Consider the following 26,754-nt stretch of genomic DNA (forward strand, 5'->3'; position numbering starts at 1 on the left):
TTTACCCGGCCCCGAAATATTCGCCAACAAATCCTGCGAGATCCGGGGTTTGGCGCAGTGCCAGCCCGTCAACCGAGACAGATTTGCCACCACTCGGGGCAATTGCCGCCGTGAAACCAAGTTTTTGCGCCTCTTTCAACCGGTTTTCGGTCTGCGGACCCGGTCGGAGCGCGCCAGACAGAGAAATCTCGCCAAAAACCACTGTATCGGCGGGCAGAGCGGTGTCTTCCCGCGCGCTCAGCAGGGCGGCGGCCACGGCAAGGTCCGCAGCAGGTTCTGACACGCGCATGCCGCCTGCGACGTTGAGGTAGACATCAAGTCCCGCAAAGGGCACGCCGCAGCGCGCCTCGAGCACAGCCAAGATCATCGCAAGACGCGAGCTGTCCCATCCCACCACGGCGCGGCGCGGCTGCGAATGGGGCGAGGGCGCGACCAGCGCCTGCATTTCGACCAAGACGGGACGCGTGCCTTCTATGCCGGCAAAGACCACGGATCCCGGCGATGGGGTTCCCCGTTCGGACAGAAACAGCGCAGACGGGTTGGTGACCTGTGCAAGGCCGCGACCGGTCATCTCGAACACGCCAATTTCATCTGCAGGGCCAAAGCGGTTCTTCACCGCGCGCAAAACCCGGAACTGATGGCCGCGTTCGCCTTCGAAATACAGAACCGTGTCGACCATATGTTCGACCACACGAGGCCCCGCGATCTGGCCTTCCTTGGTGACATGGCCCACCATGATGATGGAAATGCCCTGGGTTTTGGCGAAGGTGGTCAGCTCATGCGCCGCCGCGCGGACCTGAGAGACCGATCCTGGCGCGCTGTCCACATTGTCGGCCCACATGGTCTGAATCGAATCGATAATGGCCAGATCGGGCTTCTCGGCCTCCAGCGTGGTCAGAATATCGCGCAGGTTGGTCTCAGCCCCCAGCATCACCGGGCTTTCCTGCAGACCCAGCCGCTGACCGCGCATGCGCACCTGCGCGGCAGCTTCCTCTCCCGAGATATAGATGGTCTTGAGCCCATTGCGGGCAAACCGCGCGGCCGCCTGCAGCAAGAGCGTCGACTTCCCGATTCCCGGATCCCCGCCAACAAGGATGGCCGAGGCCGCGACCAATCCCCCTCCCAGCACCCGGTCCAGCTCTCCAACGCCGGACAATGTACGCGGGGGCGGTGCTTCGTGGGTAGCCAGATCACCCAGCTCCAACCGCTTGCCGCGCATGGCGCCTAGGGATTTTTTGGCAGGCCCGCCCGATGACAGGCCTTTGTCCTCGGAAATCGTGTTCCATTCGCCGCAAGACTCGCAGCGACCGGACCATTTGGAGAAAGAGGCCCCGCAGGCGGAGCAAGAAAAGGATGTCTTAGCCATGCGTGATCAGTGGCAGATGTTTCCCTTTTGTTCAAGGGGGGCTCTGCCGAAGGCTTTAAGTGGCTTTTTTTGTCAACAAGGACAGCAGGAGGCTGACCAGAATGCAGGCCGTGAAGAGATAGAGGCCCCAAGCAACCTCGATGGTGCCCAAGCCAATTCCTTTGGTGAGCGTGACATAGAGCGCGATGAGAAAGACATCGGCCATGGCGAGCTTTCCTAAAATGTCCAGCACTGGCAAAGCGCGGCGATCCCGTAGGTTGAACTGAACCAATGCCAGTCCAATGCACTTGAGATAGGGCGCAAAAATAGCAAAGATCGTGACAATAAGCGCGAGAACGACGTCGCTGCGCCACAGGCTTTGTAACCCGGTGATCACAGAGATTTCGCTAAGGCCAAATATTGGCAGAAGGCCTGCGCGCATTAGGGGCGCGAACCATGCCAGCGGATAAGCGATCAGAAGACTGAGATTGGCGTAGCGGAGACAGGTAAGCAAAAGAGGCGCCTTTGGGGGGAAGTTGTTACAGAAGTTGACAATGGGCCGCTTCCCTCTCGGCGCGCGGAGCGTCGCGATTTAGCATTCGTGTGGCCAGAATTTTGGCGGTTTCAGTTGGTGTACAGATCCGCAACGTGGGTTCTGGAGCAGGGCGCGTGAACAATAGCAGAGTGCCACAGCCAAGGAAAATCACCAACACAACGAGGCCCCATTTGCCGAAGGCGGCACGGCCGGTTTGGCGGGGCGATTGGATTGGGCGGCTTACCGCAGCCTCTGCCGTTTGCTGTGACGTTTCTTGTTTGGCTTTGTGCGTGCCCGGTTGTTCGCTGAGGGCCGAGCCAAGCGCAAAACATGCGAGTGTTGCGAAGAGCGCAATGCCAATGCTTTGAACAGAGTAGAAGTGAGCCAGCTGGTCTTGATAGTGGAGCACCAAGAACGAGCCAGCGCCGAGAACCACATAAAACAGGCATAGGGCAGACATGGTATAGAAAAGCTGCGACAAGCCACGGGCGCGATGAGTGAGGCCAAGAAGGCCGATCAATCCCCAGACCAATTGCCCGAACACGAGGGCAATTGTGGCGTAGATCAGGAATAAGAGTTCTAAGACCGGCGCAAAAAGGGCGGCAAATAGGGGGGCAAGAAGCTCGGCCAGGAAGGAAAAGATCCCGAGGAAAAGGGCGGCGATGGCTTCAATAATAGGTGCCAAAATTGCCGCTAGAAGGTCGCCGAAAATGACGTTGAAATACATTGTTAAAGAAGGGCCTCTTTGAAGATGAAACTGGTGACGGGTCGCGCAGATCCGCGTCTTGGCAAGGCGCGGTAATGAAGGTCTTTGTGTGGTTTGTCCTGTCCGGCCACCACGGGGCAAAGGAATGATTTAAAAGCTAAACCGCAGGGCGCTCAAACATAATGTGTTCGACGGAAGCACCCGTTGGTCTTTGACGCATAAGGCGGAGCTTACCGAACAGCCTCAATCGGCCCTTCTGCACTCCCAGAAATAAATTGCTCTACATAGGGATCGCCCGAGGCATCCATATCGCCAACCGGGCCGGTCCAGCGGATTTTGCCGCCGTGCAGCATCGCCACATTGTCGGCAATTGCCCGAACCGAGGACATGTCGTGGGTGATGGTCATCGCGGTTGCGCCCATCTCAACCACGATCTCGCGGATTAGGTCGTTGATGACGCCGGACATGATCGGGTCGAGGCCCGTGGTGGGTTCATCAAAGAAGATGATCTCGGGCTCGGCGGCAATGGCGCGGGCCAGACCGACGCGTTTCTGCATGCCGCCTGAGAGTTCAGCGGGCAGGCGGTCGGCCACATCGGCCTTGAGTCCCACACGGCGCAGTTTCTCAATCGCGATCTCGCGGGCCTCTTCTTTGGGACGCTTCAGCGAGCCGCGCAGCAGGCGGAAGGCGACATTCTGCCAGACCGGCAGGGAGTCAAACAGCGCGGCCCCCTGAAACAGCATGCCAAAGCGGGCCAGAAAGGCGTCGCGGTCGCGGCTGGAGTGGCCTTTGCCTGCATCTTTGCCATCGACCAATATCTGGCCGCTGTCCTGCGTGATCAGGCCCAGAACGGATTTCAGCATCACCGATTTCCCGGTGCCGGAGCCGCCAATGATCACCATCGACGATCCACGCGCAATACTCAGGTCCACGCCACGCAGCACCTGGTTCGCGCCAAAGGCTTTGTGGACCGATTTCATCTCGATCATCGCAGGTTTGGTCATATCGGTCATAGCGAGAAGAACACCCCAGTGAGGACAAAGTTCGCAGCCAGGATCAGCACGGCGGCGGTCTCAACCGACGACTTGGTCGCGCGGCCCACGCCCTGCGCGCCGCGGCCCGAGTTCATGCCGTAGTAGCAGCCCAGAGTGGTCGCGATGACGCCAAAGACCGCGCCTTTCACCAGCGAGGAAATCACATCATGGATCTCGAGAAAGTTCACGGTGTTGACCAGATAGGTCGCCGGGTTAAAGCCAAGGTTCTGTGTGGCCACTGTGTAGCCGCCCATGATACCGATAATGTCGCCAATCCCCACCAGCGCAGGCACGGTCAGCAGACCAGCCAGCACACGGGGTGCCACGAGGTATTTCATCGGGTGCGTGGATAGGGTGACCAGCGCGTCGATCTGTTCGGTCACCTTCATGGTGGCGATCTCGGCGGCAATTGACGACGTCACGCGCGCCGCGATCATTAGTCCTACAAGCACAGGCCCCAATTCGCGCACCATACCAATGGCGACAATCTGCGGCACCACGGCCTCGGCATTAAAGCGCGCGCCGCCCGCATAGATTTGCAAGGCCAGCGCACCACCGGTGAAAATGGCGGTCAGACCGACCACAGGCAGGCTCAGCCAGCCCACCTGCAGTAGCGCGTTCAGCACTTCGCGGCCATAAAACGGCGGGCGCAGCATATGGCTGAAAGTGGACACCACAAAGGTGCTCAGCCGGCCAAGCGCGGCCAGAAGGCCAAGGGTGGCCGCACCGAGGCGGCCCAGCAGGGCAAGAGGGGTCATGCAGAATAGGTCCGTGCGTAGCGGTGGCCAAGGGACGTTAGGATTTCGTAGCCAATGGTGCCCGCAGCATCCGCCATGCGGTCCACGGTCTGGTCTTCGTTGATTAGGGTCAGGACTTCGGGGTCTGCGCCCAGGTCGGTTACATCCACGGTGATCAGATCCATCGAGACGCGTCCGATGACCGGGCAGGGGGTCTTGCCCGCATAGGCCTGAATGCCGCCGTTTTGCAGCGCGCGTTGCAGCCCGTCTGCATAACCCGCGGCAATGGTTGCAATGCGGCTCTCGCGCTGCGCGGTCCAGGCATTGCCATAGCCAACGGTTTCACCTGCGGCGAGAAGCCGCGTTTGAATGACCGGCACCTCCAAGGTGACCACGGGCAGGGCCCCATCGTAGGGCGCACCGCCATAGAGGCCAATGCCCGGACGGCAAAGGTCAAAGTGATAATCCGGCCCCAGCAGCAAGCCACCCGTCGCGGACAGCGACCGTGGCAGATCGCAGCCTTCGGTCATGTCGCGGAAGTTCTTCAGCTGGAACGCATTCATGCCGTGATCGGGCTCATCCGCGCAGGCCAAATGCGACATCAGCAGTACGGGGCCCTGACCCAGCGCAATCTCGCGCACAGCCGCCCATTCGCCCGCTTCCATGCCCAGCCGGTTCATGCCGCTGTCAAGCTGTACACCAAAGGGATGGCCGGGCAGGGCCTCAAAATGGCGCAGCATCTGGTCGATCGAATTGAGCATCGGCGTCAGTTGGAAATCCTTCAGCAGCTTGGCGTCACCGTCCATATGGCCGGAAAAGACCGAAATGCCCGGGCCGGGGCCCAGCGCACGACGCAGGGCAATGCCTTCCTCGGCTGCCGCAACAAAAAAGTTGCGCGCGCCTGCCTCGGCCAGCGCCTTGCCGACGCGACCAGCATCAAGCCCATAGCCATTTGCCTTGACCACCGCTGCAGTTTCGCAGTTGGTGCGGGAATCCAGATTGCGCCAGTTGATTGCCAGCGCTTCGAGGTTGATTTTCAAACGTGCCGTACTCATGCCCCTGTTCTTGACATGGGACGCGCGAGGGTCAAGTGGGAAACGCCTGACCTGGGCGCCAAAGCTTGGCTTGCTGTGACCAAAGTGGAGCGGCTAGGCTATGATCATTGGTTTTTGAATTACCCCGTACCTTTGGCAGGGCGGCGCAAGAAGGGCGCGACGCGATGACATTTCTGACAGATACTTGGCTGCGGTTCCTGATTGCCGTGCTGACGCCGACCATTGGTTTTCTGGTCTGGTTCTTCAAACGCAACCTCGATGCGCGCGCGGCGCGGCGGTCCATGGTGCGCGCGCTTTATGCGGAAATAGATTTTAACACCCGCGATATGGAGCGGTTCCGCCGCAACTCTCCGCCGCCCGAGGTTCTGTCGCAGGTGTTGCGCGATCATCCGGACCGCATCCCGCATGTGACAGATGCCCGCCATACCGAAGTGTACCGGGCCAATATCGCGCATCTTCACTTTGTCTCGGACAATGTGTTGCAGCATGCGGTGGATTTCTATGGGGTGCTGGAAAAGGTGCGGGTGCAGGTGGACGGGCTGAACTACGGCAGCTTCAAAACCCTGCCGCCGGACAGCCGCGTGCAGGCGGTGGAGCTGATCCGGGCGACAACCCAAAGCGCGGAAGTGAGTGGCAAACGGTTGATGGCAGAGTTCGAGCGCGAATACCCAAAGCTGGGCCTCACACGGTTTAATCCGAACGGAAAAGAGGGCCCTGCGCGCTGAAAGCAGCGGGTGGCGCATTGCACGAGAACAAAAAGCGCGGGCAAAACAGGTACAAAAAAACCGCCACTGCGGCGGTGATGGTTGAGTGGGGTTTTGTCGACGTCGCGTTTTTAAACACTGTCCGCCGTATGGATCACACTTCCGTATTGACCGCCATTAAATGCAGTCGTTCAGCCATACAGGCACCGTCACAGGCACTGTCGTCATCCGGTCGTCATCCGACGGTGGTGTTTAAACGATGATCGGATCAGGTCCAAATCTCATGTCGTCTTCTCCTCTTTTGTGGATCAGGCGCCGTTGTTGTCTGGCCCACAATCCGTTTGAAGCCCAGCTGGGCTATGCCTCTAGATATACGCCAAAACACCCTATTTCACAAGGACACGTTTGCGCGCATGGCGGGTGTCCCGGCGATGCAAGGCCGGGCTTCCACCGTAGAATATGGGGTCGATTTGGCTAATTTCAAGTGAACGCGCCGCGCAGCGGCGCGCGGCCCAAACAGGGGCGCTTGCATCTTTGATGCAGGTGCGACTGGCGGGAGAGCCCCGCCCGCCGCAGGCGCTGTCCGCAAACCGCGGACAGGCAGCCACCCGCGCGCGGTGTGGTTTTCGGGGACCGGTGGGGCCGCGCGCAGGCGGGGGCTGTCTTTGCCGTCAGTAGCCGTCGGGCTGTTGCTGCCAGGGTTTGGCGAGGTTGCCAAAGCGGGTGAACTGGCTTTCAAACGACAGTTCTACAGTCCCAATCGGACCGTGACGCTGCTTGCCGACAATGACTTCCGCCTTGCCGTGCAGACGCTCCATCGCTTCTTTCCATTCTTCCATTTTATCCAGCTCGTGGTCGCCGGGCTTTTCGCGTTCTTTGTAGTATTCCTCGCGGAACACGAACATCACCACGTCGGCATCCTGTTCGATCGAGCCCGATTCCCGCAGGTCAGACAGCTGCGGACGTTTATCGTCACGGCTTTCCACACCCCGGCTCAGCTGGGACAGGGCGACCACGGGAATGTTCAACTCTTTTGCGATGGCCTTCATGCCCATGGAGATTTCGCCAATCTCCTGAACCCGGTTGTCCGACATACCACGGCACAGCTGCAAATAGTCGATGACCAGCAGATCCAGCCCATGGGTCCGTTTCAGGCGGCGGGCGCGGGCGGCCAGCTGCGAGATCGGGATCGCAGGCGTGTCGTCAATGAACAGCGGGCAGGCTTCGAGGTCTTTTGCCGCCTGCACAAAGCGGCGGAATTCCTCTTCGGTCATGTCACCCTGACGGATCTTGTGGCTGGAGACCTCAGATGCTTCGGCCAGAATACGGCCCGCCAGCTGTTCGGCCGACATCTCGAGGCTGAAGAAGCCCACAACACCGCCATCAACCGCGCCTTCGGTGCCGTCGGGTTTCAGGCCCTTCTTATAGGCTTTGGCCACATTGAACGCCACGTTGGTCGCAAGCGAGGTTTTCCCCATCGACGGACGCCCCGCGAGGATCAGAAGGTCCGACGGGTGCAGGCCACCAAGCTGTTTGTCGAGATCATCGAGCCCCGTGGAAATACCTGCCATGCCGCCACCGCGCTGGTAGGCTTCATTGGTGACATTCACCGCCTCGGTGACAGCGCGTAGGAAGGATTTGAAACCCTGCTCGGTCTGGCCCTGTTCGGCCAGCGAATAAAGCGCCTGTTCCGCCTTGACGATTTGTTCTTTGGGTTCGGATGACACATCGACCCGGCGGGCCTCATCCGCGATGGTCTTACCCAGTGCGATTAGCTCGCGGCGGATCGCGAGATCATAAATCATCTGCGCATAGTCGCGCACCGCAAAGGCCGAGATCGAGGCAGAGGCCAGTTTCACCAAATAGGCCGCGCCACCCAGTTCCTTCAGCCCTGCGTCATCTTCCATAAACGCCTTCAGCGTCACCGGAGATGCCAACGCGTTCTTGGAGATTCGCGCCTTTGCAACTTCGTAGATGCGGGTGTGGACCGGGTCATAGAAATGGTTGGCGTCAATGATCGAGGCAACTTTGTCATAGACGTCGTTGTTGGTCAGAATTGCCCCCAGCAGTTGCTGTTCCGCTTCCACGGAGTGGGGCAATTCACTTGCCTGCAGCTCTTGGTTTTGCGCCTCTGGCGCCGCCATGTGTCCGTCTGCCAAACCGGCAGTCGTGGGCATATGACCTTGGGACGGGTCATTCGACAGTGGCGGCTGCGGATCGCCGTTCAAATGGGTGATCTCGTTCATCTCTGCTCTCATCCGTTGAGCCAAACCTATACCCCGAGCCCGCGCGATTTGACCATCTGGAAATGCCTGTGGGGGCAATGTGGATAAATGCGGACCGGGGTGTGAGCAATATTGCAACGCGGCACAGATGACGCAGCGCGGCGTCAGGATCTGGGGGTGCGATTTCTCACGACCCCAATATACGCGATATCGAGCTGCGATTCGAGAAAGAGTTTTCCACAGGTTTCCCACGGCGCAAATTGAAGCAATCGGGTCGCAATCGGGGGTATGTGAAAAAAAGGACTAAAAACGGCAGACTTAGCTGCTGAAAAACTGCACCTGACCGAACGGTCGTTCGGACAGGTGCTGGGCCATTCTGCCCTTAGGCTTTTTTGTTGGCATCCTGCCAGGCGCGGGGATCTTTCAGGAAACGCTCAACTTCGTCCAGTGTCTCGACCGAGAAGCTGCCCTGCGCGCGGGCTTCGGCCAGCACATCCCACCAGGTGCAGAGATAGTGCAGCTCGACCCCGTGATCGCCGAGCGTCTTCGTGGTTTCTGGGAAGATGTCGTAGTAGAAGATCACCGCTGTGTGGCCGCAAGAAGCGCCGGTTTCGCGGATCGCATCGACAAACGACAGTTTGGAGCCGCCATCGGTGGTCAGGTCCTCGACCAGCAGAACACGTTCGCCTTCGCTCATCGCGCCTTCAATGCGGGCATTGCGTCCATAGCCTTTGGGCTTCTTGCGCACATAGGTCATTGGCAGGGCCATACGTTCGGCCACGAGGGCGGCGAACGGGATGCCTGCGGTCTCTCCGCCAGCGATATTGTCGAACGCCTCAAAGCCCGCGTTGCGCATCACGGTGACGGTCATGAAATCCATCAGGGTTGCGCGAATGCGCGGGAAGGAGATCAGCTTGCGGCAATCAATGTAGCTGGGCGAGGGCAGGCCAGAGGCCAGCGTGTAGGGCTCGTCGGTGTTGAAATTCACGGCACCGATTTCCAGCAGCATGCGCGCGGACAGGCGGGCGATTTCTTCGCGGGTGGGGTAGGCGGTGGGGATCATCGGATGTGTCCTCTGAGGTCTTTTTGGGGGGCGGGTGCAACAAAGGCCCCCGCGGGGGCCTTTGAAAAGAAATAGAAAACAGGATCAGGCCACGGACCAGTGAACCGGATAGCCCGGATCAAAAACGGTCACGGGTCCTTCAACCGTGTCGATGGCTTTGGGGAAATCCACAGCGGCGTCGTGTTTCACCAATGTCATCTCACCTGCGTTGACCGGTAGGCCGTAGTAGGCTGGGCCGTGCAAAGAGGCAAAGCCTGCCAGCTTGTCCAGTGCGTCTTCTTCCTCAAACACATGCGCGAGCAGGGGCATCGTGTTCGTGGCGGTGAAGCAACCGGCACAGCCACAGGGTTGCAGTTTGTTGGCGTCGGTATGCGGTGCGGAATCCGTGCCAAGGAAATAGCGCGGATCGCCCGAAGTTGCAGCCGCGCGCAGGGCGAGACGGTGGATTTCGCGCTTGGCCACTGGCAGGCAGTAGTAATGCGGCTTGATACCACCTGCGAGGATGTGGTTGCGGTTGATGATCAGGTGGTGCGTGGTGATTGTTGCACCAAGGTTCCTCGTCGAGGCCTTCACATAGTCCACCGCGTTCTTGGTGGTGATATGTTCCATTACCACTTTGAGGTCTGGGATCTCTTTGCGGATCGGGTCCAGCACGCGATCGATGAACACGGCTTCGCGGTCAAAGATGTCGATGTCGCTGTCTACGACTTCGCCGTGCACGCACATGGGCATGCCGATCTCGGCCATTTTTTCCAGAACCGGATAGATTTTGGTGAAGTCACGCACGCCAGAAGAGGAGTTTGTGGTTGCGCCCGCCGGGTAAAGTTTTGCGGCGGTGACAATGCCTGCAGCATGAGCGGCGGCCACGTCGGCCGGATCGGTTTCCTCGGTGAGGTAAAGCGTCATGAGCGGCGTGAACTCCATGCCTGCGGGCAGCGCATCTGCGATCCGGGTGGCATAGGCCTGCGCGTCCGCGCCGGTCAAAACAGGCGGCACAAGGTTCGGCATCACAATGGCACGACCAAAATCACGGGCTGTTTCCGGCAGCACCGCGCGCAGCATATCACCGTCGCGCAAATGCAGATGCCAGTCGTCGGGGCGGGGGATCGTCAGGCTCTGGGTCATGAGACCGCGCGATAGCACAGGCGCGGTCTTATGGGAAGTCCGGAGGGGGGCAAAAGCATCTTGGGCAGGGGGCTTTCTCAGCCGTTGGTGCCGTTGCCCGCTGCGTCAGAAAGGCCCAGATCTTCTTCGAGTTTCTCAAGACGTTTGCGGAAATGAGGGGCGCTAAAGCGATTGCAGACGTTTCGGCACAGCCAATGGGCCATCTGCGGGCGGTCGGCCTGATCCAGCACATACAACAGACCGCGCAGGTATCCACGGTGGTCACGACGGGCGCGGGCCATTTTGTAGAAGGCTGCGCGAGTCAATTTCCCATTGCCTGCAAGGTCGATCACGTCGTCGAGAATCTCCATCTCCATCAGACGATTCTGGATGCCCTGACCCATGTAGGGCAGTTCCAGAAGTTCGGTGTTCGGAGCCCGGAACAACGTGGCATGCATCGAGTCCAGCTGAACGTTCGGGTCATAGATGACAAAGGCTTTTTCGGCGGCTTCGAGCATTTCGGGCGCGTAGCCATAACGATCGGTGAAAGACACCCGGCGCATTTCCACAAAGCGGTCGTCCCAGCGTGCGACACTGGGGTCCAGCGTAGCCTGCGGCTGGATCGCCAGCACCGTTGCATCCGGCGCGGCGACCGAAAAGGCTGCCGCCGCATAGGCGCAGGGGCCCGCGCCATAGAAAACCACATTGTCGAATTCGTCGAAAAAGCCATCGTCGATCAGCTGATCGAAAAAGCCATAGACTTCTTCGTCGCGGAACCAGGTGTCGCCATCGCACATGACACACAGATGCGACCAGCCCAGGTCTTTGACCGCGCTAAACCCAAGCGGGTGTGCTTTGGGCGATAGGGCGCGAATGCCGCCCATGCTTTCGAAAGATACGAACAGGGTGTTGCTCTGGTCGATGAAAGTGGCAAAGTGACGGGGTCCCAGTGGTTGGAACATACCGTGTTCTTCCGCCATTTCGGCAATCGCCGTTGCCCAGTCTTTGGGGGCCAAATCTGACAGATCGCGATCCAGAATTTCAGTCGCTTCTTCCATGCCCGTTTCCATGTCCACACCCATGCCCGTTTTCAGGTTCAACCGGTTGCCCTGTCCTCATAATGCCTCATGGGTAATTTAGGATTAAGGCCAAATTGGGAAAAACCTATGCCTTATTGCTGGCTTCCAGCCTTATGGGGAAGGGGTGTTTAGGTTTTTCGAAGCCGGTCGGCGGCTTCTACGCGCAACCCCAAAGTTGCAAATCCTGTCAGCGTGCGTCCGGTCACGGCTGAAATCGGCCGCGAGGGAGAGGCCATCATCAGGCGACCAAACAGGGCCCGATAGGGTTCCTGCCGCATCAGTTGTGAAAACCGCTCATGGCGCCAGACACCGGCCCGCGCGTGAAGGCGTGCCAGTCTCTCATCTTCGAGGTATTCTTCGACAAGGGCCGCTCGGGCGTCGCGGTAGCGGGCGATGGACAGGTCTTCGTCCACATTGAAGTTGCGTTCGACCCAGTAATCCATACCCAGCGGCAGGTCTGACCGGTTCACACGGCCACGGGCTGATTTCAGCACAAAGCTCTCCATCGCGCCAAGCGGGTAATGGTTCAGCTGAGCGAACTTGAAATTGTCCTGCCCGTAGTTTGAGAACAGTCGCTTGGTTTTGAAATCCCCGCTCAGTTCGCGGCCCGTGCAATCAAACCAGCGGTAGTTTTCCAGCCGTTCTTCTTCTTTCACGCCGCGCGGGCGATGCACGCCGAGTTTCCGGTAAGTGCCATTGTTGCGATACAGCGTCTTGAACATGGCAGCGCGCCACGGCCAGTGGATCACAGAGGGTGCGCAACGGGTGAAATGTTCGGTCACGGGATCGGTCGAAAACCGCACTTTGTCGCCATTGCCAAATAGCCGCCAGGTCAACGTGATCGCATCGGCCTCGGGGAGGGCCGCAAACAGATCTTCCAACCGCCCTTCGCCTGAGTGAATGTTCACGAACTCATCGATATCGCAGGTCAGGATCCAGTCTGCCTCTTTCACCAGCGGGTGTTTGGAGGCGATTTTCAGTGCGGTGAACTGGATGCCCTGTTTTTCGTAAGGGCCGTTATTGCGCACATGGGTCAACAGCCCCATTTCTTGCATCCGGTCCAGCATCCGGTCGGTGCCGTCTTCGCAATCGTTTGAAAACACCAGAAAGTCAGTGAAGCCCACGGCCCGATGATGGGCCAGCCATTCCAGCAGAAAGGCGGCCTCATTTCGAACGGTCAAAACGGCAAGGGTGCGCAAATCTTCAGCTCTCCATGTCGTGCGGTCGCCCGAAAATAGGCGCGTGCTGGTACAGTGAGCTTTGGGTCCGGCGCAATGTCCAGGAGCTCTGTGTCGGTTTTCCTGTTGCGGCGGAGATCCTGCGCGTTGGCGTGCGTTGTTGCAAGCCCTTTTTCGTGCCATTTTCAAAGGATGTGGCGCAGAATGTGCGTATCGGGCCTGCGTGAAACAAGAGGGTGGGGCGGGCACAGCCTTGACCCATCCGATTTGCCTTGGATCCCAAAGCCCCGCGCGCAGGACGGTAGTGCGGCAAATTTGGTGACGGTGACAGCGGGGAGGGATAGATATGGATCAGACACTCGGGGCGCAGGGCACCGCCGCATTGAAGGATATTGATGCGGTCAAACAGCTTTTGGCCCAGACGGGCTATGTCTGCGGGCGGGATCTGGCGACGGTTGTGTTCCTGTCCCTGCGACTGGGGCGGCCGTTGTTTCTGGAGGGCGAAGCGGGCGTTGGTAAAACCGAGATAGCCAAGGCATTGGCCACAGCATTGGACCGGCCTTTGATCCGGCTTCAGTGCTATGAGGGGCTGGACACAGCCAGTGCAGTTTACGATTGGAATTTTGCGGCGCAGATGGTGGCCATTCGTACCGCAGAGGCCGCAGGACAGACGGATCGCAGCGCCTTGCAGGCAGAGTTGTTCAGCGAAGACTATCTGATCGAGCGGCCTTTATTGCAGGCCATGCGCGGCGAAGCGGGCCGGGCGCCTGTGCTTTTGATTGACGAAATAGACCGCACCGATGCGCCGTTTGAAGCCTTTTTGCTGGAGGCTTTGTCGGATTTTCAGGTCACGATCCCAGAACTTGGTCCCATTCGGGCTGTGGAGCCTCCGATTGTGGTGCTGACATCCAATCGCACCCGCGAAGTGCATGATGCGCTGAAACGGCGATGTCTCTATCACTGGGTGGGCTATCCGTCCTTTGACCGCGAGCTTGAAATCCTGGCCGCCCGCGTGCCAGAGGCAGGCGCGCAGTTGTCGCGCGAAGTCGTGAGCTTTGTGCAGCGCCTGCGTGGAGAGGATCTGTTCAAGAAGCCCGGCATGGCCGAGGCGCTGGACTGGGCACGCTGCCTTCTGGCGCTGGATGTGATGGCGCTCAGCCCCGAAGTGGTATCGGACACTTTGGGGGCGGTGCTGAAGTACCAAGATGACATTGCGAAGATCCAAGGATCGGAAGCGGCGCGGCTGTTGGCCGAGGCGCAGAGTGCGTTGGATGGCTGAGCTGACCACAGAGCAGCCAGTGCCGGATGAGCCAAAGCTGGTGGAAAACCTCACCCATTTTGTTCGTGCATTGCGCCGGGCGGGCGTGCCCGTCGGCACCGGTGCGCTGCGCGATGTGGTGGAGGCCTTGGCTTTGGTGGGCGTGGGGCAGCGCGAGGATTTTTATTGGGTGTTGCGGTCGTATTTTGTGACAAGCCCCGAGCAGGGCGTGGTGTTTGACCAGCTGTTTCGCCTGTTCTGGCGCGACCCGAGGTATCTGGACCAGATGATGGCGGCGATGTTGCCCTCTGTGCGCGGTGTCAGCCCTGAGGAAAAAGCCAAACCGGCCGCGCGCCGGGCGGCAGAGGCCTTGGTGGCGGCCACCCAGGCCCCGGATCCAGACCTGCCAGAGGGCGAAGAGGTCGAGTTTGATTTCAGCGCCACCCAATCGGCGCAGGAACGGTTGGCGCATTTGGACTTTGAGCAGATGACTGCGGAAGAACTGGCGCAGGCCAAACGCAGCATTGCCGCCATGACGCTGCCGGTGCCGCCGCTGCGCGGGCGCCGCCTTCGACCCGCAGCGCAAGGCCTGCGCGCGGACTGGCGGCGCATGATGCGGTCGGCCTGCCGCACCGGGGGGGAGGTGCAGGCGTTGGCGCGCCGCAGCCCGCCTCCGCGCTGGCCGGATCTTGTGGTGATCTGCGACATTTCGGGCTCTATGAGCCGCTACAGCCGGATGATGCTGCATTTCCTGCACGCGGTTGCCAATCTGAACCCGCAGCGGGGTCAGACGCAATCCGGGCGGGGCCGCTGGGCGCGGGTGCAGGGGTTCACCTTTGGCACGCAGCTGACGAATATCACCCGCCATCTGAGGGCGCGGGACGTGGATGTGGCGCTGGCAGCTGCGGGGGCACAGGCACAGGATTGGCGGGGCGGGACACGGATTGGGGCCTGTCTGCAGGATTTCAATCACAGCTGGTCGCGCCGGGTTTTGGGAACCGGGGCTGTGGTGGTCCTTGTGACAGATGGGCTGGAGCGCGGTGATCCGCAACAATTGGCGCAAGAAATGCAACGTCTGCATCTGTCCAGCCGCCGTCTGATCTGGGTCAACCCGTTGCTGCGGTGGGACGGGTTTGCGCCAAAGGCGGGAGGCATTCGGGCCATGCTGCCCCATGTGGACAGCCTTCGGGCGGGACATAGTCTGGAGAGTTTTGCGGCCCTGACACAGGCGCTTTCGTCCCCAAACGATGTCGGAGAACGGGATCGCTTGCTGCGTGCGATGGCGCAGAGTTAAGGGACCGGTGATGCGGTCTTGTCCACAAAGTGACACGGTGACCGGGCGGATTGGCACGATTTGTGGTTGAAGTTTCCTCGCGTGTGACCAAGCTCTGTGGCAAGGAGGCCCCATGACAAGACCCATGACGAGATCCATGACAAAAGACGTAAATCGTTTTGAAAACGCGCCGGAACTGGCTTTGCAATGGCATCAGGCTGGCCGCGGGGCGGCGCTGGCAACTGTGGTTCAAACCTGGGGATCTGCGCCGCGCCGGGTTGGCAGCCAGCTGGTTGTCGATGGCGCGGGGCGCATTGAGGGATCAGTCTCGGGCGGCTGTGTCGAGGGGGCCGTTGTCTTTGAGGCGATGGATGCCATCCGCGATGGCAAGGAACGGATGCTGGAATTCGGGGTGTCGGACGAGGATGCGTTTGCGGTGGGGCTTGCCTGCGGTGGGACAATCAAAGTGCTGGTGGAACCCGTTGGTGGCGCTTTGCCCGTGGCCCTGCTGGAAGATCTGGTTTCGGCGCGCGCCGCGCGCAAGGCGCTTGCCTATGAGGTGAACCTGACGACCGGTCAACGCCAGCTTGTGGCTGAGGGGCACGCAGAGCGGATGCGCATGGACCGGTCCGGGCTGAGCGAGGACGGTGAAACCTTTGTGGCCGTCCACAACCCGCCCTTGCGGCTGGTGGTGGTGGGTGCCGTACACATTGCCCAAGCGCTGGTGCCGATGGCGCGGATTGCAGGCTATGATCCGGTACTGATCGAACCACGCGGGTCATTTGGCGCGCCGGAACGCTTTCCGGGCGAAACGATCTTGGAGGATTGGCCAGATGAAGCCGTGGCGCAGCTGGGGCTGGATGCCCGCACCGCGCTTGTGCTGCTGACCCATGATCCGAAACTGGACGATCCGGCGCTCGAGGCCGGTCTGCGGGCGGAGTGTTTCTATATCGGTGCGCTGGGTTCGACCCGCACCCATACCAAGCGCGTGGACCGGATGACAGAGGCCGGTTTCACCGCCGATCAAATTGGTCGCATTCATGGTCCTGTTGGGCTCGATATCGGGGCGGCAGGCCCGGCAGAAATCGCGGTGTCCATTCTGTCAGAAATGACTGCCGTGCTGCGGGGCAAAGCATGAAGTTCGGCCCCGTTCCAATCGACCAAGCTGAAAATGGTATCCTTGCGCATTCCCTGTCACTACCGAACGGTAAGATCGCAAAAGGGACGCTGCTGACCGCCGCTGATGCGCAACGGCTTGCCGAAGCAGGTTTTGAAACGGTGACTGTCGCGCGATTGGAAGACGGCGATCTGCACGAGGATGACGCAGCTTTGGCTCTGGCAAAGGCGTTGTTACCGGACGCAAAAGCGGCGGGCTTGCGTATATCTGGCGCCGGGGCGGGGCGGGTGAACCTTTATGCAACTGGTGCCGGTGTTATCCGGGTGTCGGCGGAAAAAGTGTCCGGCATCAATGGCATCGACCCGATGATTTCCATTGCGACGGTGCCGGATTTTCACCGCGTGGATGCGGATGGCATGGTGGCGACGATAAAAATCATCGCTTATGGGGTTCCGGGCGTCGCGCTCAAAGCGGCGGCAGCCCACGCCGCAGGGGCGATAAAGCGGATTGCCTCTGTCTTCACGACGGCCACCTTGATTGAAACGCGGGTTACGCCGGAAATCCCGCCGGACAAGGGGCGCGCCGCGATGGCGGGGCGTATGGACCGCTTTGGCATTGCCCTGACCGACCGGGAAGTCGTCCCGCACCAGATCGATGCCCTCGCGCCCGCAATTGCGGATGCTCCGGGCGAAGTGATCTTTGTGCTTACAGGATCTGCCACGTCCGATCCGATGGACGTGGCGCCCAGCGCGCTGCGGGCCGCCGGTGGGGAGGTCACCCGGTTTGGTATGCCGGTTGATCCGGGCAACCTTTTGTTTCTTGGCCGTCTGGGCGAAAAACCGGTGATCGGGCTGCCGGGCTGTGCGCGCTCTCCTGCGTTGAATGGGGCGGATTGGGTGCTGGAGCGGGTGGTCTGCGGGCTGGACGTCTCAAACGCTGATATTGCTGCCATGGGGGTCGGTGGCCTCTTAAAAGAGATCCCGACGCGCCCGCATCCCCGGCGCGAAACATCGACGTAAAGACATCATAATTCCCATGTGAGCCCTAACAGGGGAGGTGTGAAAATCCTCGCCCTGTTGCCTGACGCGTGTTTTACTCACTTTCAGCTAATGAAAATAGCCAAGGGAGGAGCAAATGACGAAGGTGGCAATGACCGTGAACGGCAAACCCGTCACGGGAGAGGTGGAAGGCCGCACGCTACTGTCCAGCTTTCTGCGCGAAGGGCTGGGGCTGACTGGCACCCATGTGGGATGCGACACCAGCCAATGTGGCGCCTGTGTCGTCCACGTGGATGGTGTGGCGGTGAAATCCTGCACCATGCTGGCGCTCGAGGCGGAAGGAGCAGAGGTCGCAACCATCGAAGGGCAAGCCGCACCGGATGGGACGCTCAACACCATTCAACAGGCGTTTCAGGACCATCACGGGCTGCAATGTGGGTTCTGCACGCCGGGCATGGTGATGTCTGCGGCGGCGCTGCTCAAGGACAATCCGAAACCCACCGAGGCAGAAATCCGCCACTACCTCGAGGGCAATCTGTGCCGCTGCACGGGGTATCACAATATCGTCAAGGCGATCATGGCGGCCTCGGGACAGGATGTGAGCGTTCTGGCAGCCGAGTAAAAGGTTGCCGCAACCGGGCCGGGGAAGAGGAGCCGTGGCCCTGTATTGTTATTCAGTTTTCATCATGATCGGTCGATCCGGCCGTCATGCCTGTGCCGCAAGGGAAGAGGAGCCTGCGCAGCAACGGGGTCTCGTGGGAGGAGAGAGACATGCCAAAGGATCAAGACACCAAAGACAGTGGAATTGGCGCGGCCAGCAAGCGGCGCGAAGATATTCGGTTTCTGACGGGGACCGGCAATTACACCGACGACATAAATGTCAATGGACAGGCCTATGTGCATTTCCTGCGCTCGGATGTGGCGCATGGGCGGCTGAAGTCTGTCGACACATCCGTGGCCAAGGAAATGCCCGGCGTTGTGCGCATCTTCACCAGCGCAGATCTGGAGGGCGTGGGCGGTATTCCGACCGGCTGGCAAATCACCGATCGCTTTGGCGAGGTCATGCAGGAACCGGCCCACCCGGTTCTGGCGACGGAAAAGGTTCGCCATGTGGGGGATCCGATTGCAGCCATTGTGGCGGAAACCCCAGAGCAGGCGCGCAATGCGGCCGAGGCAATCACGCTGGACATAGAAGAGCTGCCCGCCGTGATCGACATGAAAGCCGCGCTGAACGACGGCGCCACCAAGGTGCATGACGATCTGACCTCGAACCTGTGCTTTGACTGGGGGTTTGTGGAAGACAACCGCGAGGCTGTGGATCAGGCCATCAAAGATGCAGCCCATGTAACAACGCTGGAGCTGGTCAATAACCGTCTGGTCGCCAACCCGATGGAGCCGCGCGTCGCGATTGGGGATTTCAACCGCGCCACCGGGGACAGCACGCTCTATACCACCTCGCAGAACCCGCATGTGATCCGCCTGTTGATGGGGGCCTTTGTGCTGGGGATCCCGGAACATAAGCTGCGCGTTGTCGCGCCGGACGTCGGTGGCGGTTTTGGGTCAAAAATCTACCACTATGCGGAAGAGGCATTTTGTACCTTTGCGGCCAAAGCGCTGAACCGGGCGGTGAAATGGACCTCGTCCCGGTCCGAGGCCTTTATGTCGGACGCCCAAGGGCGCGACCATGTGACCAAGATCGAACTGGCGTTGGACGGTGACAACAATTTCACCGCGATCCGCACCGAAACCTACTCGAACATGGGGGCTTACCTGTCGACCTTCGCACCCGCGATCCCAACCTGGCTGCATGGCACGCTGATGGCGGGGAACTACAAAACCCCGCTGATCTATGTGAACGTCAAAGCGGTGTTTACGAACACCGTTGCAGTAGACGCCTATCGCGGCGCAGGCCGCCCCGAGGCGACCTATCAGCTCGAACGCGTGATCGACAAGGCCGCGCGGGAGCTGGGTTTGGACCCGATTGCCCTCAGGCGGCAGAACTTTGTCACCGAGTTTCCCTATGCCACGCCTGTGGCGGTGGAATATGACACCGGCGATTATGGCGCGACCATGGATAAGTTGATCGAGATTGCGGATCTGGCAGGCTTTGACGCGCGTCGTGCCGCCAGTGCCGAGGCTGGCAAGCTGCGTGGGCTTGGGGTCAATTGTTACATAGAGGCCTGTGGCATTGCCCCCAGCAACCTTGTGGGGCAGCTGGGCGCACGTGCGGGGCTTTATGACAGCGCAACCGTTCGTGTGAACGCCACCGGCGGGCTAACGGTGATGACGGGCGCTCACAGTCACGGGCAGGGGCACGAGACCTCCTTCCCGCAGGTGATCGCCGAGATGATTGGGATCCCCGAAGACATGGTGGAAATCGTCCATGGGGACACGGCCAATACGCCCATGGGCATGGGCACCTATGGGTCGCGGTCCTTGGCCGTGGCTGGATCTGCCATGGTGCGGGCAACGGAAAAGATCATCAGCAAGGCCAAGAAAATTGCCGCCCATCTGATGGAGGCAGCAGATGCGGATATAGAGTTAAAAGACGGGCAGTTCTCGGTTGCGGGCACAGATACATCCGTGGCCTGGGGCGATGTGACTCTCGCGGCTTATGTGCCACACAACTACCCGCTGGAGGAAATTGAACCGGGGCTGGAGGAAACGGCGTTTTATGACCCGGCAAACTTCACCTACCCGGCTGGGGCCTATGCCTGTGAGGTCGAGGTGGATCCGGAGACCGGGAAAGTCACAATTGAACGGTTTTCGGCTGCGGATGATTTCGGCAATGTGATCAACCCGATGATCGTCGACGGCCAGGTTCATGGCGGGATCGGGCAGGGAATAGGGCAGGCGCTGATGGAGAACTGCGTCTATGATGACACGGGGCAATTGTTGTCGGCGTCCTTCATGGATTATGCCATGCCACGCGCCGATGATCTGCCGTTTTACGCAGTGGACCACTCCTGCCAGACGCCCTGCACGCATAATCCGCTTGGGGTGAAAGGCTGCGGCGAGGCCGGGGCCATTGGCTCTCCGCCTGCGGTGGTGAATGCGGTTGTCGATGCGCTGCAATCAGCGGGCAAGGATGTGACCCATATCGATATGCCACTGTCGCCCGCCCGTGTCTGGGCCGCGATGCAAGGGTAAACGGTGGAGCGAGGGGCCAGCCCCTCGCGCTCCCCGGGATATTTGGAAAAAGATGAAAGAGCCGGAAAGGAAAAGACATGTATGAGTTCGATTTTATACGGCCTGAGACGATTTCGGATGCGGTGACCGTGTTGCAGGACGACGAGGATGCGCAGGCATTGGGCGGGGGGCAGACCCTGATCCCGGTGCTCAAGCAGCGTCTGGCGCAGCCTTCGAAACTGGTGAGTCTGGCGCAGATCAATGGGATGACGGGTATCAAATCCGTGGATGGCGCGCTTGTGATCGGGGGGGCATCAACGCATGCGGCGGTGGCTATGGGCGCGGGCGGATACCCGGCGCTGGCAGCGCTCGCGGGCCATATTGGCGATCCTGCGGTGCGCAATCGGGGGACACTTGGCGGCTCGCTTGCCAATAACGACCCCGCCGCCTGCTATCCGGCAGCGGTTCTTGCCAGTGGTGCCACGGTTGTAACAAACGCGCGCGAGATCGCGGCGGATGCCTATTTTGACGGGCTTTTTGGTACCACGCTCGAGGATGGAGAAATTATAACTGCCGTGCGCTTCCCGGTGCCCGAGGCCGCGAACTATCAAAAATTCGTCCAGCCTGCGTCGCGTTTTGCGCTGGTCGGGGTCTATGTGGCGAAGTTCGCAGATGGGGTGCGTGTGGCTGTGACCGGAGCCGGGGACGATGGTGTGTTCCGCTGGAGCGAAGCCGAAGAGGCGCTGACTAAAGAGTTTCGTCCAGATGCGATTATGGGGCTGTCGATAAACCCCATGAACATGATCGAAGATCTGCATGGTACCCGCGCATACCGTGCCCATCTGGTCGGCGTGCTGACCAAACGGGCGGTTGCTGCGGCACTGGGGTAGAGCGTGGAGAGAAACAGGCCGTGCGCGGCGCTTAGGCGCTGCGCAGCAGGTCAGAGATGTCGTCCAGCAGGGTCTGGGTCTTGCCGGACAGCTGGCGGATTTCTGTTGCGATGACAGCAAAGCCGCGCCCCATTTCGCCAATCCGCGCCGCTTCAACAGAGGCGTTGAACGCAATCAGCTGAATGTTGCGGCCAACAGATTCCGCATTGTTGATGGCTTGGATCATTTCTGCATCGCGCGCTTTCATGCGTTGGGCATGAGTTTCCAGAAGGTTCTTGGTCATGTCGGCAACAAATGTGCTGACCGTGGGTTCAAGCACATAAAGACAATGGTCGTCGAAATTTTCAATCTGAGACAGAGACGGATTGCGCCCGGCCTCGAGGTCACGGGCCATGCTGAACGCGGGCTCCAGTGCAGCCAGACAGGCATCGCGCTGGGCTTCGAGGTCGCCGGGGAAACTGTGTTCCTGTTCTTTCAGGAGGTCCGGCAGATCTTTCCTGAGCATGTCGCGGGCCACGTCCAGGCGTTTTACGGACATTTTGAAGACGTCTTTGCCTTTGCTGGCGTCCTCCGCGCGGGCCAGCGACAGAAGGGACAGCGCGGCAATGCGGCTTGGGCCAATAGCGAGGAAAGCGGTGTTTTGCAGGTCGGCCAGCGTTTTCATTGGTCGTTCTTCCGTGTCAAGAGCCGATAGCCAGGATGGCGCGGCTGGAGGCAGTCTATTGTGCCCATTGTGATTAACGGAAATTCCTTACCGAGTTGGTAAACGCAGGCGGCAATGAGACCGTAAGATGAAAATAAATTTCAAATTTGGATTGTGACCCTTTGCGATCGCCAAAAGAGTGGACCAGCAACGAAAAAACCCTCCCGCGAGGGAGGGTTTTGCAATCCGTCCCCAAAGAAGGGGCAGAGGTCCAGAGGCGTTACTTGGTCGGCGCCGGGCCGATCATCATGACCATCTGGCGGCCTTCCATTTTCGGCATGTTTTCGATCTTGCCGATTTCTTTCACGTCTTCTGCGACGCGTTCCAGAAGCTCGCGGCCGAGGTTCTGGTGTGCCATTTCACGGCCACGGAAGCGCAGGGTGACTTTTACCTTGTCGCCGTTCTCGAGGAACTTGAAGACGTTCTTCATCTTGACGCCATAGTCGTGGGTATCCGTGTTGGGGCGGAACTTAACTTCTTTGACTTCGATGGTCTTCTGTTTTTTACGGGCTTCGCTTTCGCGCTTTTGCTGCTCGTACTTGAACTTGCCATAGTCCATGATCTTGCAGACCGGCGGTGTGGCATTGGGCGAGATCTCGACCAGGTCGAGGCCAGCGTCTTCAGCCATCTGCATGGCTTTGGCGGGGTGAACCACGCCGACGTTTTCACCTTCGGCGCCAATCAGGCGGATTTCCGGTGCGCGGATTTTTTCGTTGATGCGCGGGCCTGTGTCGCGTTGCGGCGGCGCATTGTGCGGTCTGCGGGCTATGACAGCGTTCCTTCTGTGGTTTCGAAAAAGTGCCCGGAAGCTACCCGTTCCGGACCCGTGATTCAAGATAAATGCGGGTATGGCCGCGCAGCGAAAGGTTTTCAAGCCGAACCTTACCTTATTGCGCGCCAGATACGTCAAAAGCTGCATTCCCCTCAGGCAAAACCTTGCCGGATAGGGCTTAGGGGGACTTTGAACCCCGAGTTTCCCCCTTGAGGGAAAGACTTTATTTACCCATTTGCAAGGTCAAGGCGCCCGGAACGGGCACCACCAGAGACATGGATGGGAGAGAAATCAATGAAACCTGCAACAATTGTCGTCGGTCTTGCTGTTTTGGCTGTAGGGGGCACCTTGGCCTATCAGCAGTACGCCGCAAACACCGCATCCGCACCCGATGCCGCTGCAACAGCTCCGGTTGAAACCGTGGTGGAAGAAAGTGTTGAGACTGTAGAGCAAGTTGTCGAAGACGCGGTCGAAGACACCGGCTCTTTGGCAGAGCAACTGGTCGATGGTGCCACAGATGCAGCAACGGATGCAGCAAATGCTGTGACCGAAGCTGCTGAAAACGCCGTGAACGAGGCCGTTGAAGGGGCGACTGAGATGGCGCAGGACGCGGCCACTGCTGTGACCGAAACCGTAACTGAAACTGTGGGCGAGACCGCAGGCGCAGCCGTGGCAGCCGTGACCGAAGGCGCAGGCGAGGTGGCACAGACCGCAGTTGAAACCGCAACCAACGCGGGTGCGGCCGCGCTGACCGAAGGCGGTGATCTTGCCGCTGCTGCAACTGAGGCTGTGACCGAGGGCGCCTCTGCCGCCGTTGAGGCCGCGGGCGATCAGGTCGCTGCGCTGACCGATGGCGCTGCGGATGCCGCATCCGAAGGGGCTGCTTCTGTTGTGGATCTGGCCAAGACGGCGCTGCCGGAAGCCCTGACTGCGGATGGTTTCAACTTCGACAAGGTGGTTGAGTTGATCGACACCTCCGCGCTGGATCCGCTGAAGAAGACCATGCTGACCTCGGCTGTGACCCAGGCCAAAGACAACCCGGAACTGCTGCAGGCGGCGCTGGATCAAGTCAAAGGTGCACTTGGTTTTTAACCATCGACTGTGTTCTTAAGTGGTTGGCGCCCTCGGTGAGGGCGCCTTTTTTTAACCGCGATGTGGCCTGCCTGCATGCGGTGGGTGGCCATGGGCGGGGCGTGCGCGCCCGCCGGGGCGGCCTTTGTCAAAAGAGCCATCCGGATTGCCTGCAAAGCAGTTCATCATCCAGGGATAGCTGTCGGTGACGTAGTACCCGTACTGACCGTCGACCGTCATGCCATTGCATTCATCCAGATCCCCGGTGCCCGTGAACTGATAATCATCCACATATGTGCCATCATAGCGGCCGCCGGGTGAATCTGCGCCGTCAGGGCGGCTGCCGCTGCGCAGGCTGTAGCCGGAGCGCGCTTTGCGCAGGGTGCCGCTGCCGTCGACGAAATAGCTGCCGAAGATCGGGAAGCCATCCGCCGCAAAGCCGATCACAGGAGAGCCTTCGGGGCTGGGCTGGTCGTCAAACAGGGCCATCGGATTGCCGTGGTAGTGATAACGGCCATCAGGTTGGGTATGGGCATTATGGGCATCGGTGCCAAAACTTGTGCCGGGCCCCAAGGGGTCCAGCAGCCACATGTCGCGCGTGGAACAGCCGATGTGGACATTGCCGTTGCGGTCCGCGCGTCGCGCATCTGGGCGATAACACCCGGCCGACAAGAGATCCACAACAACGCCATTGAGCAAAACCGCGTCATAGCTGCGCTGGCTGAGTGCGGTTGTCCGGGCGGCTGGCTGCGGGTTGCGCGGGACAGAGAGCGTGGTCTGCGTTTCCTGGACAGGCGTCACAAAACGCGCGCCCGCGGTGTTGAAATCATGGTTTGGCATGGCATTGGAGGTGATCTGACACTGCGCGCCTTTCACTGTGACCTGAACCGCTGCTGTGTGGTCGCGGCGGCGTTGTACATCGCGGGGGGCGGCGGTGTAGGCGGCGGCATAGTCGGCGCAATCCCCTGATCGGTTGGTCAGGATGCGATCGGTGATATCATGGGTATGCCCCTCCCCAAGCGTGCCATGCGTATGATTGTGCCTCTGCTGCGACCCGGAGGTCGAAGGTCCAGCAGCCGCACAGGCGACCAATGCAGGCGCGAGAATCGCGGGGAGGAAACAGGATCGCGCGCGACGGGCGTGTCTGTTGGACATGGATCTGTCCTTTCATCGACTAAGCGTTGGTAGGTGATCTCATCACGTGGGTCCGATCCCGTTCCGTCGCATCCTTCGTGCGCAATACGCGTCTTTAGCCACCGAAAAACCCCGCCCGCAGGGCTGCGGACGGGGCAAAGGTTCAAGGCTTTTGTCCGGATTACAGGATGATTTCACCCGGCAGATCGTCACCAACCATGGTCTCTTCCGGGCGGAAGTGGATCACAGAGCGGATCGACTTGCCCGCTTTCAGCAGATCAAAGGCAGTGTTGATATTGTCGTGGTTCATGTGGTGGGTGATGTACGGATCAACCGAGAAGTCACCGCGCATCCATTCATCGACCATGCCCGGCAGTTCGCTCCGGCCTTTGACGCCGCCAAAGGCGGTACCGCGCCAGACACGACCGGTGACCAGCTGGAACGGACGGGTTGCGATTTCCTGACCAGCGCCAGCCACACCAATCACGGTGGATTCGCCCCAACCCTTGTGGCAGGACTCGAGCGCAGCCCGCATCAGATCCACATTGCCAACCGCCTCAAAGGTGTAGTCGAGACCGCCGCCGGTCATCTCTACCAGAACTTCTTGGATCGGCTGCTCAAAGTCTTTGGGGTTCACACATTCGGTGGCCCCCAGTGCTTTGGCGAGCAAGAATTTCTCGGGGTTGATGTCGACACCAATAATGCGCGACGCGCCGTTCATGACGGCACCCTGAATAACGGCCATGCCAACCGCACCCAGACCAAAAACAGCCACGGTGGAACCCGGCTCGATCTTAGCGGTGTTGCGCACAGCACCCATGCCGGTGGGAACCGCGCAGCCCATGACAGAGGCTTTGGACAGCGGCGCGTCCTTGGAGATTTTTGCGACGGAGATTTCCGGCAGAACGGTGTACTCCGAGAAGGTCGATGTGCCCATGTAGTGCAGGATCGGCTTGCCCTTGTAAGAGAAGCGCGAGGTGCCATCGGGCATCACGCCGCGACCTTGGGTTTCGCGGATGGTCTGACACAGGTTGGTCTTGCCGGACTGGATGTAGCGGCAGTTCGGATCCTCAGGAATATAAAGCGGGATCACGTGGTCACCCGGCTGAACCGAGGTCACGCCACGGCCGACTTCCTCGACAATACCGCAGCCCTCGTGGCCCAAAACGCAAGGGAACAGGCCCTCGGGGTCCTGACCGGACAGGGTGAAAACATCGGTATGGCAAAGGCTTGTGGTGACAATGCGAACAAGGACTTCACCGTCCTTGGGGCCTTCGAGGTCCAGTTCCTCGATCTCGAGCGGACGGCCTGCTTCCCAGGCAATGGCGGCACGGGTTTTCATCTCTGAATGCTCCTGAGCGAATTCTGATCAGAAAACCCGTAATGCAATGATATAACGTTTCGCAACTTGCTTTTGCGTCGTATTGGAGGCCCTTTGCGTCAAGAGCAGGGAAAAGGCAAAATGGGCACGGCAAAACCTGCAATTGCGCCTCGGCGATAAGGGCAGCAACAGCGATCCATCACGGCTTTGGAGAGGCCTTGATTTGTATCGAGACCTGGGCAGGCAGTGCTGGCAGAAATGTGAAGGTGAGGACGCTAGAATTGAGAACCGGACCAAGGCCTTACGCCTTTGGATACCGGTGC

At 59.8% G+C, this 26,754-nt stretch carries 24 protein-coding genes; 9 read left to right on the forward strand and 15 right to left on the reverse strand.

Features of this window, described 5'->3' with window-relative positions; genetic code table 11:
* Nucleotide 1: 1 nt before the first annotated feature.
* From radA to alr, 6 genes are all read right to left on the reverse strand, one after another.
* On the reverse strand, nucleotides 2-1,366 hold the full coding sequence (gene radA, locus TRM7557_RS14505; RefSeq protein ID WP_058290939.1) for a DNA repair protein RadA: 1,365 nt from the start codon (nucleotides 1,364-1,366) through the stop codon (nucleotides 2-4).
* 55 nt (nucleotides 1,367-1,421) lie between these two features.
* Entirely contained in the window at nucleotides 1,422-1,859 is a 438-nt protein-coding gene (locus TRM7557_RS14510; protein WP_058290940.1) for a paraquat-inducible protein A, read from the reverse strand.
* 25 nt (nucleotides 1,860-1,884) lie between these two features.
* Complete coding sequence (locus tag TRM7557_RS14515) at nucleotides 1,885-2,607, reverse strand: hypothetical protein (protein ID WP_058290941.1); 723 nt, start codon at nucleotides 2,605-2,607, stop codon at nucleotides 1,885-1,887.
* 209 nt (nucleotides 2,608-2,816) lie between these two features.
* Entirely contained in the window at nucleotides 2,817-3,575 is a 759-nt protein-coding gene (locus TRM7557_RS14520) for an ABC transporter ATP-binding protein (protein ID WP_058291064.1), read from the reverse strand.
* Nucleotides 3,576-3,595: 20 nt separating this feature from the next.
* Entirely contained in the window at nucleotides 3,596-4,378 is a 783-nt protein-coding gene (locus TRM7557_RS14525; RefSeq protein WP_058290942.1) for an MlaE family ABC transporter permease, read from the reverse strand.
* Nucleotides 4,375-5,412 carry an alanine racemase gene (alr, locus tag TRM7557_RS14530; RefSeq protein WP_058290943.1) on the reverse strand — a complete coding sequence of 346 codons (1,038 nt, stop codon included), beginning with the start codon at nucleotides 5,410-5,412 and terminating at the stop codon, nucleotides 4,375-4,377. The genes TRM7557_RS14525 and alr overlap by 4 nt, the downstream gene beginning before the upstream one ends.
* A 164-nt stretch (nucleotides 5,413-5,576) precedes the next feature.
* Between alr and TRM7557_RS14535 the strand changes: the two genes are divergently transcribed.
* Nucleotides 5,577-6,137, forward strand: a complete 561-nt coding sequence (locus tag TRM7557_RS14535) for a hypothetical protein (RefSeq protein ID WP_058290944.1) — start codon at nucleotides 5,577-5,579, stop codon at nucleotides 6,135-6,137.
* 650 nt (nucleotides 6,138-6,787) lie between these two features.
* Here TRM7557_RS14535 and TRM7557_RS14540 read toward each other — a convergent pair.
* From TRM7557_RS14540 to TRM7557_RS14560, 5 genes are all read right to left on the reverse strand, one after another.
* Entirely contained in the window at nucleotides 6,788-8,362 is a 1,575-nt protein-coding gene (locus TRM7557_RS14540) for a replicative DNA helicase (protein WP_058290945.1), read from the reverse strand.
* 361 nt (nucleotides 8,363-8,723) lie between these two features.
* Nucleotides 8,724-9,404 carry an orotate phosphoribosyltransferase gene (locus TRM7557_RS14545; RefSeq protein WP_058290946.1) on the reverse strand — a complete coding sequence of 227 codons (681 nt, stop codon included), beginning with the start codon at nucleotides 9,402-9,404 and terminating at the stop codon, nucleotides 8,724-8,726.
* 84 nt (nucleotides 9,405-9,488) lie between these two features.
* Nucleotides 9,489-10,529 carry a dihydroorotase gene (pyrC, locus tag TRM7557_RS14550; RefSeq protein ID WP_058290947.1) on the reverse strand — a complete coding sequence of 347 codons (1,041 nt, stop codon included), beginning with the start codon at nucleotides 10,527-10,529 and terminating at the stop codon, nucleotides 9,489-9,491.
* A gap of 77 nt (nucleotides 10,530-10,606) precedes the next feature.
* The gene (locus TRM7557_RS14555; RefSeq protein ID WP_058291065.1) at nucleotides 10,607-11,566 is read right to left on the reverse strand and encodes a hypothetical protein; all 960 of its coding nucleotides are present in this window, start codon (nucleotides 11,564-11,566) and stop codon (nucleotides 10,607-10,609) included.
* Between the two features lie 149 nt (nucleotides 11,567-11,715).
* Complete coding sequence (locus tag TRM7557_RS14560) at nucleotides 11,716-12,786, reverse strand: glycosyltransferase family 2 protein (RefSeq protein WP_058290948.1); 1,071 nt, start codon at nucleotides 12,784-12,786, stop codon at nucleotides 11,716-11,718.
* Nucleotides 12,787-13,111: 325 nt separating this feature from the next.
* On the opposite strand from TRM7557_RS14560, the gene TRM7557_RS14565 reads away from it, so the two are divergent.
* From TRM7557_RS14565 to TRM7557_RS14595, 7 genes are all read left to right on the forward strand, one after another.
* A complete protein-coding gene (locus tag TRM7557_RS14565) occupies nucleotides 13,112-14,044 on the forward strand; it encodes an AAA family ATPase (RefSeq protein WP_058290949.1) in 933 nt (310 codons plus the stop codon).
* Complete coding sequence (locus tag TRM7557_RS14570; RefSeq protein WP_058290950.1) at nucleotides 14,037-15,317, forward strand: vWA domain-containing protein; 1,281 nt, start codon at nucleotides 14,037-14,039, stop codon at nucleotides 15,315-15,317. Before TRM7557_RS14565 ends, TRM7557_RS14570 begins: the two co-directional genes overlap by 8 nt.
* 136 nt (nucleotides 15,318-15,453) lie before the next feature.
* Entirely contained in the window at nucleotides 15,454-16,434 is a 981-nt protein-coding gene (locus tag TRM7557_RS14575; RefSeq protein ID WP_058290951.1) for an XdhC family protein, read from the forward strand.
* Nucleotides 16,431-17,432 carry a molybdopterin-binding protein gene (locus tag TRM7557_RS14580; RefSeq protein ID WP_058290952.1) on the forward strand — a complete coding sequence of 334 codons (1,002 nt, stop codon included), beginning with the start codon at nucleotides 16,431-16,433 and terminating at the stop codon, nucleotides 17,430-17,432. Before TRM7557_RS14575 ends, TRM7557_RS14580 begins: the two co-directional genes overlap by 4 nt.
* Before the next feature lie 115 nt (nucleotides 17,433-17,547).
* Nucleotides 17,548-18,033 carry a (2Fe-2S)-binding protein gene (locus TRM7557_RS14585; RefSeq protein ID WP_058290953.1) on the forward strand — a complete coding sequence of 162 codons (486 nt, stop codon included), beginning with the start codon at nucleotides 17,548-17,550 and terminating at the stop codon, nucleotides 18,031-18,033.
* Nucleotides 18,034-18,182: 149 nt separating this feature from the next.
* Nucleotides 18,183-20,561, forward strand: coding sequence for a xanthine dehydrogenase family protein molybdopterin-binding subunit (locus TRM7557_RS14590; RefSeq protein ID WP_058290954.1), 2,379 nt, complete (start codon nucleotides 18,183-18,185; stop codon nucleotides 20,559-20,561).
* 77 nt (nucleotides 20,562-20,638) lie between these two features.
* A complete protein-coding gene (locus TRM7557_RS14595) occupies nucleotides 20,639-21,430 on the forward strand; it encodes an FAD binding domain-containing protein (protein WP_058290955.1) in 792 nt (263 codons plus the stop codon).
* 31 nt (nucleotides 21,431-21,461) lie between these two features.
* Here TRM7557_RS14595 and TRM7557_RS20430 read toward each other — a convergent pair whose 3' ends face one another.
* Both TRM7557_RS20430 and infC read right to left on the reverse strand, forming a co-directional pair.
* Nucleotides 21,462-22,094 (reverse strand): methyl-accepting chemotaxis protein, encoded by a 633-nt coding sequence (locus tag TRM7557_RS20430; RefSeq protein ID WP_058290956.1) that lies wholly within the window; start codon nucleotides 22,092-22,094, stop codon nucleotides 21,462-21,464.
* Between the two features lie 259 nt (nucleotides 22,095-22,353).
* Nucleotides 22,354-23,052, reverse strand: coding sequence for a translation initiation factor IF-3 (gene infC, locus TRM7557_RS14605; protein ID WP_235811481.1), 699 nt, complete (start codon nucleotides 23,050-23,052; stop codon nucleotides 22,354-22,356).
* 147 nt (nucleotides 23,053-23,199) lie between these two features.
* Between infC and TRM7557_RS14610 the strand changes: the two genes are divergently transcribed.
* The gene (locus TRM7557_RS14610) at nucleotides 23,200-23,997 is read left to right on the forward strand and encodes a hypothetical protein (protein WP_058290957.1); all 798 of its coding nucleotides are present in this window, start codon (nucleotides 23,200-23,202) and stop codon (nucleotides 23,995-23,997) included.
* A gap of 51 nt (nucleotides 23,998-24,048) precedes the next feature.
* Here the strand turns inward: TRM7557_RS14610 and TRM7557_RS14615 are convergent, their stop codons facing one another.
* Both TRM7557_RS14615 and TRM7557_RS14620 read right to left on the reverse strand, forming a co-directional pair.
* Nucleotides 24,049-25,131, reverse strand: a complete 1,083-nt coding sequence (locus TRM7557_RS14615; RefSeq protein ID WP_082626621.1) for a YHYH protein — start codon at nucleotides 25,129-25,131, stop codon at nucleotides 24,049-24,051.
* Nucleotides 25,132-25,291: 160 nt separating this feature from the next.
* On the reverse strand, nucleotides 25,292-26,452 hold the full coding sequence (locus TRM7557_RS14620) for an S-(hydroxymethyl)glutathione dehydrogenase/class III alcohol dehydrogenase (RefSeq protein ID WP_058290958.1): 1,161 nt from the start codon (nucleotides 26,450-26,452) through the stop codon (nucleotides 25,292-25,294).
* Nucleotides 26,453-26,754 lie beyond the last annotated feature (302 nt).

The sequence above is a fragment of the Tritonibacter multivorans genome (genome assembly GCF_001458415.1).
GTDB lineage: Bacteria > Pseudomonadota > Alphaproteobacteria > Rhodobacterales > Rhodobacteraceae > Epibacterium > Epibacterium multivorans.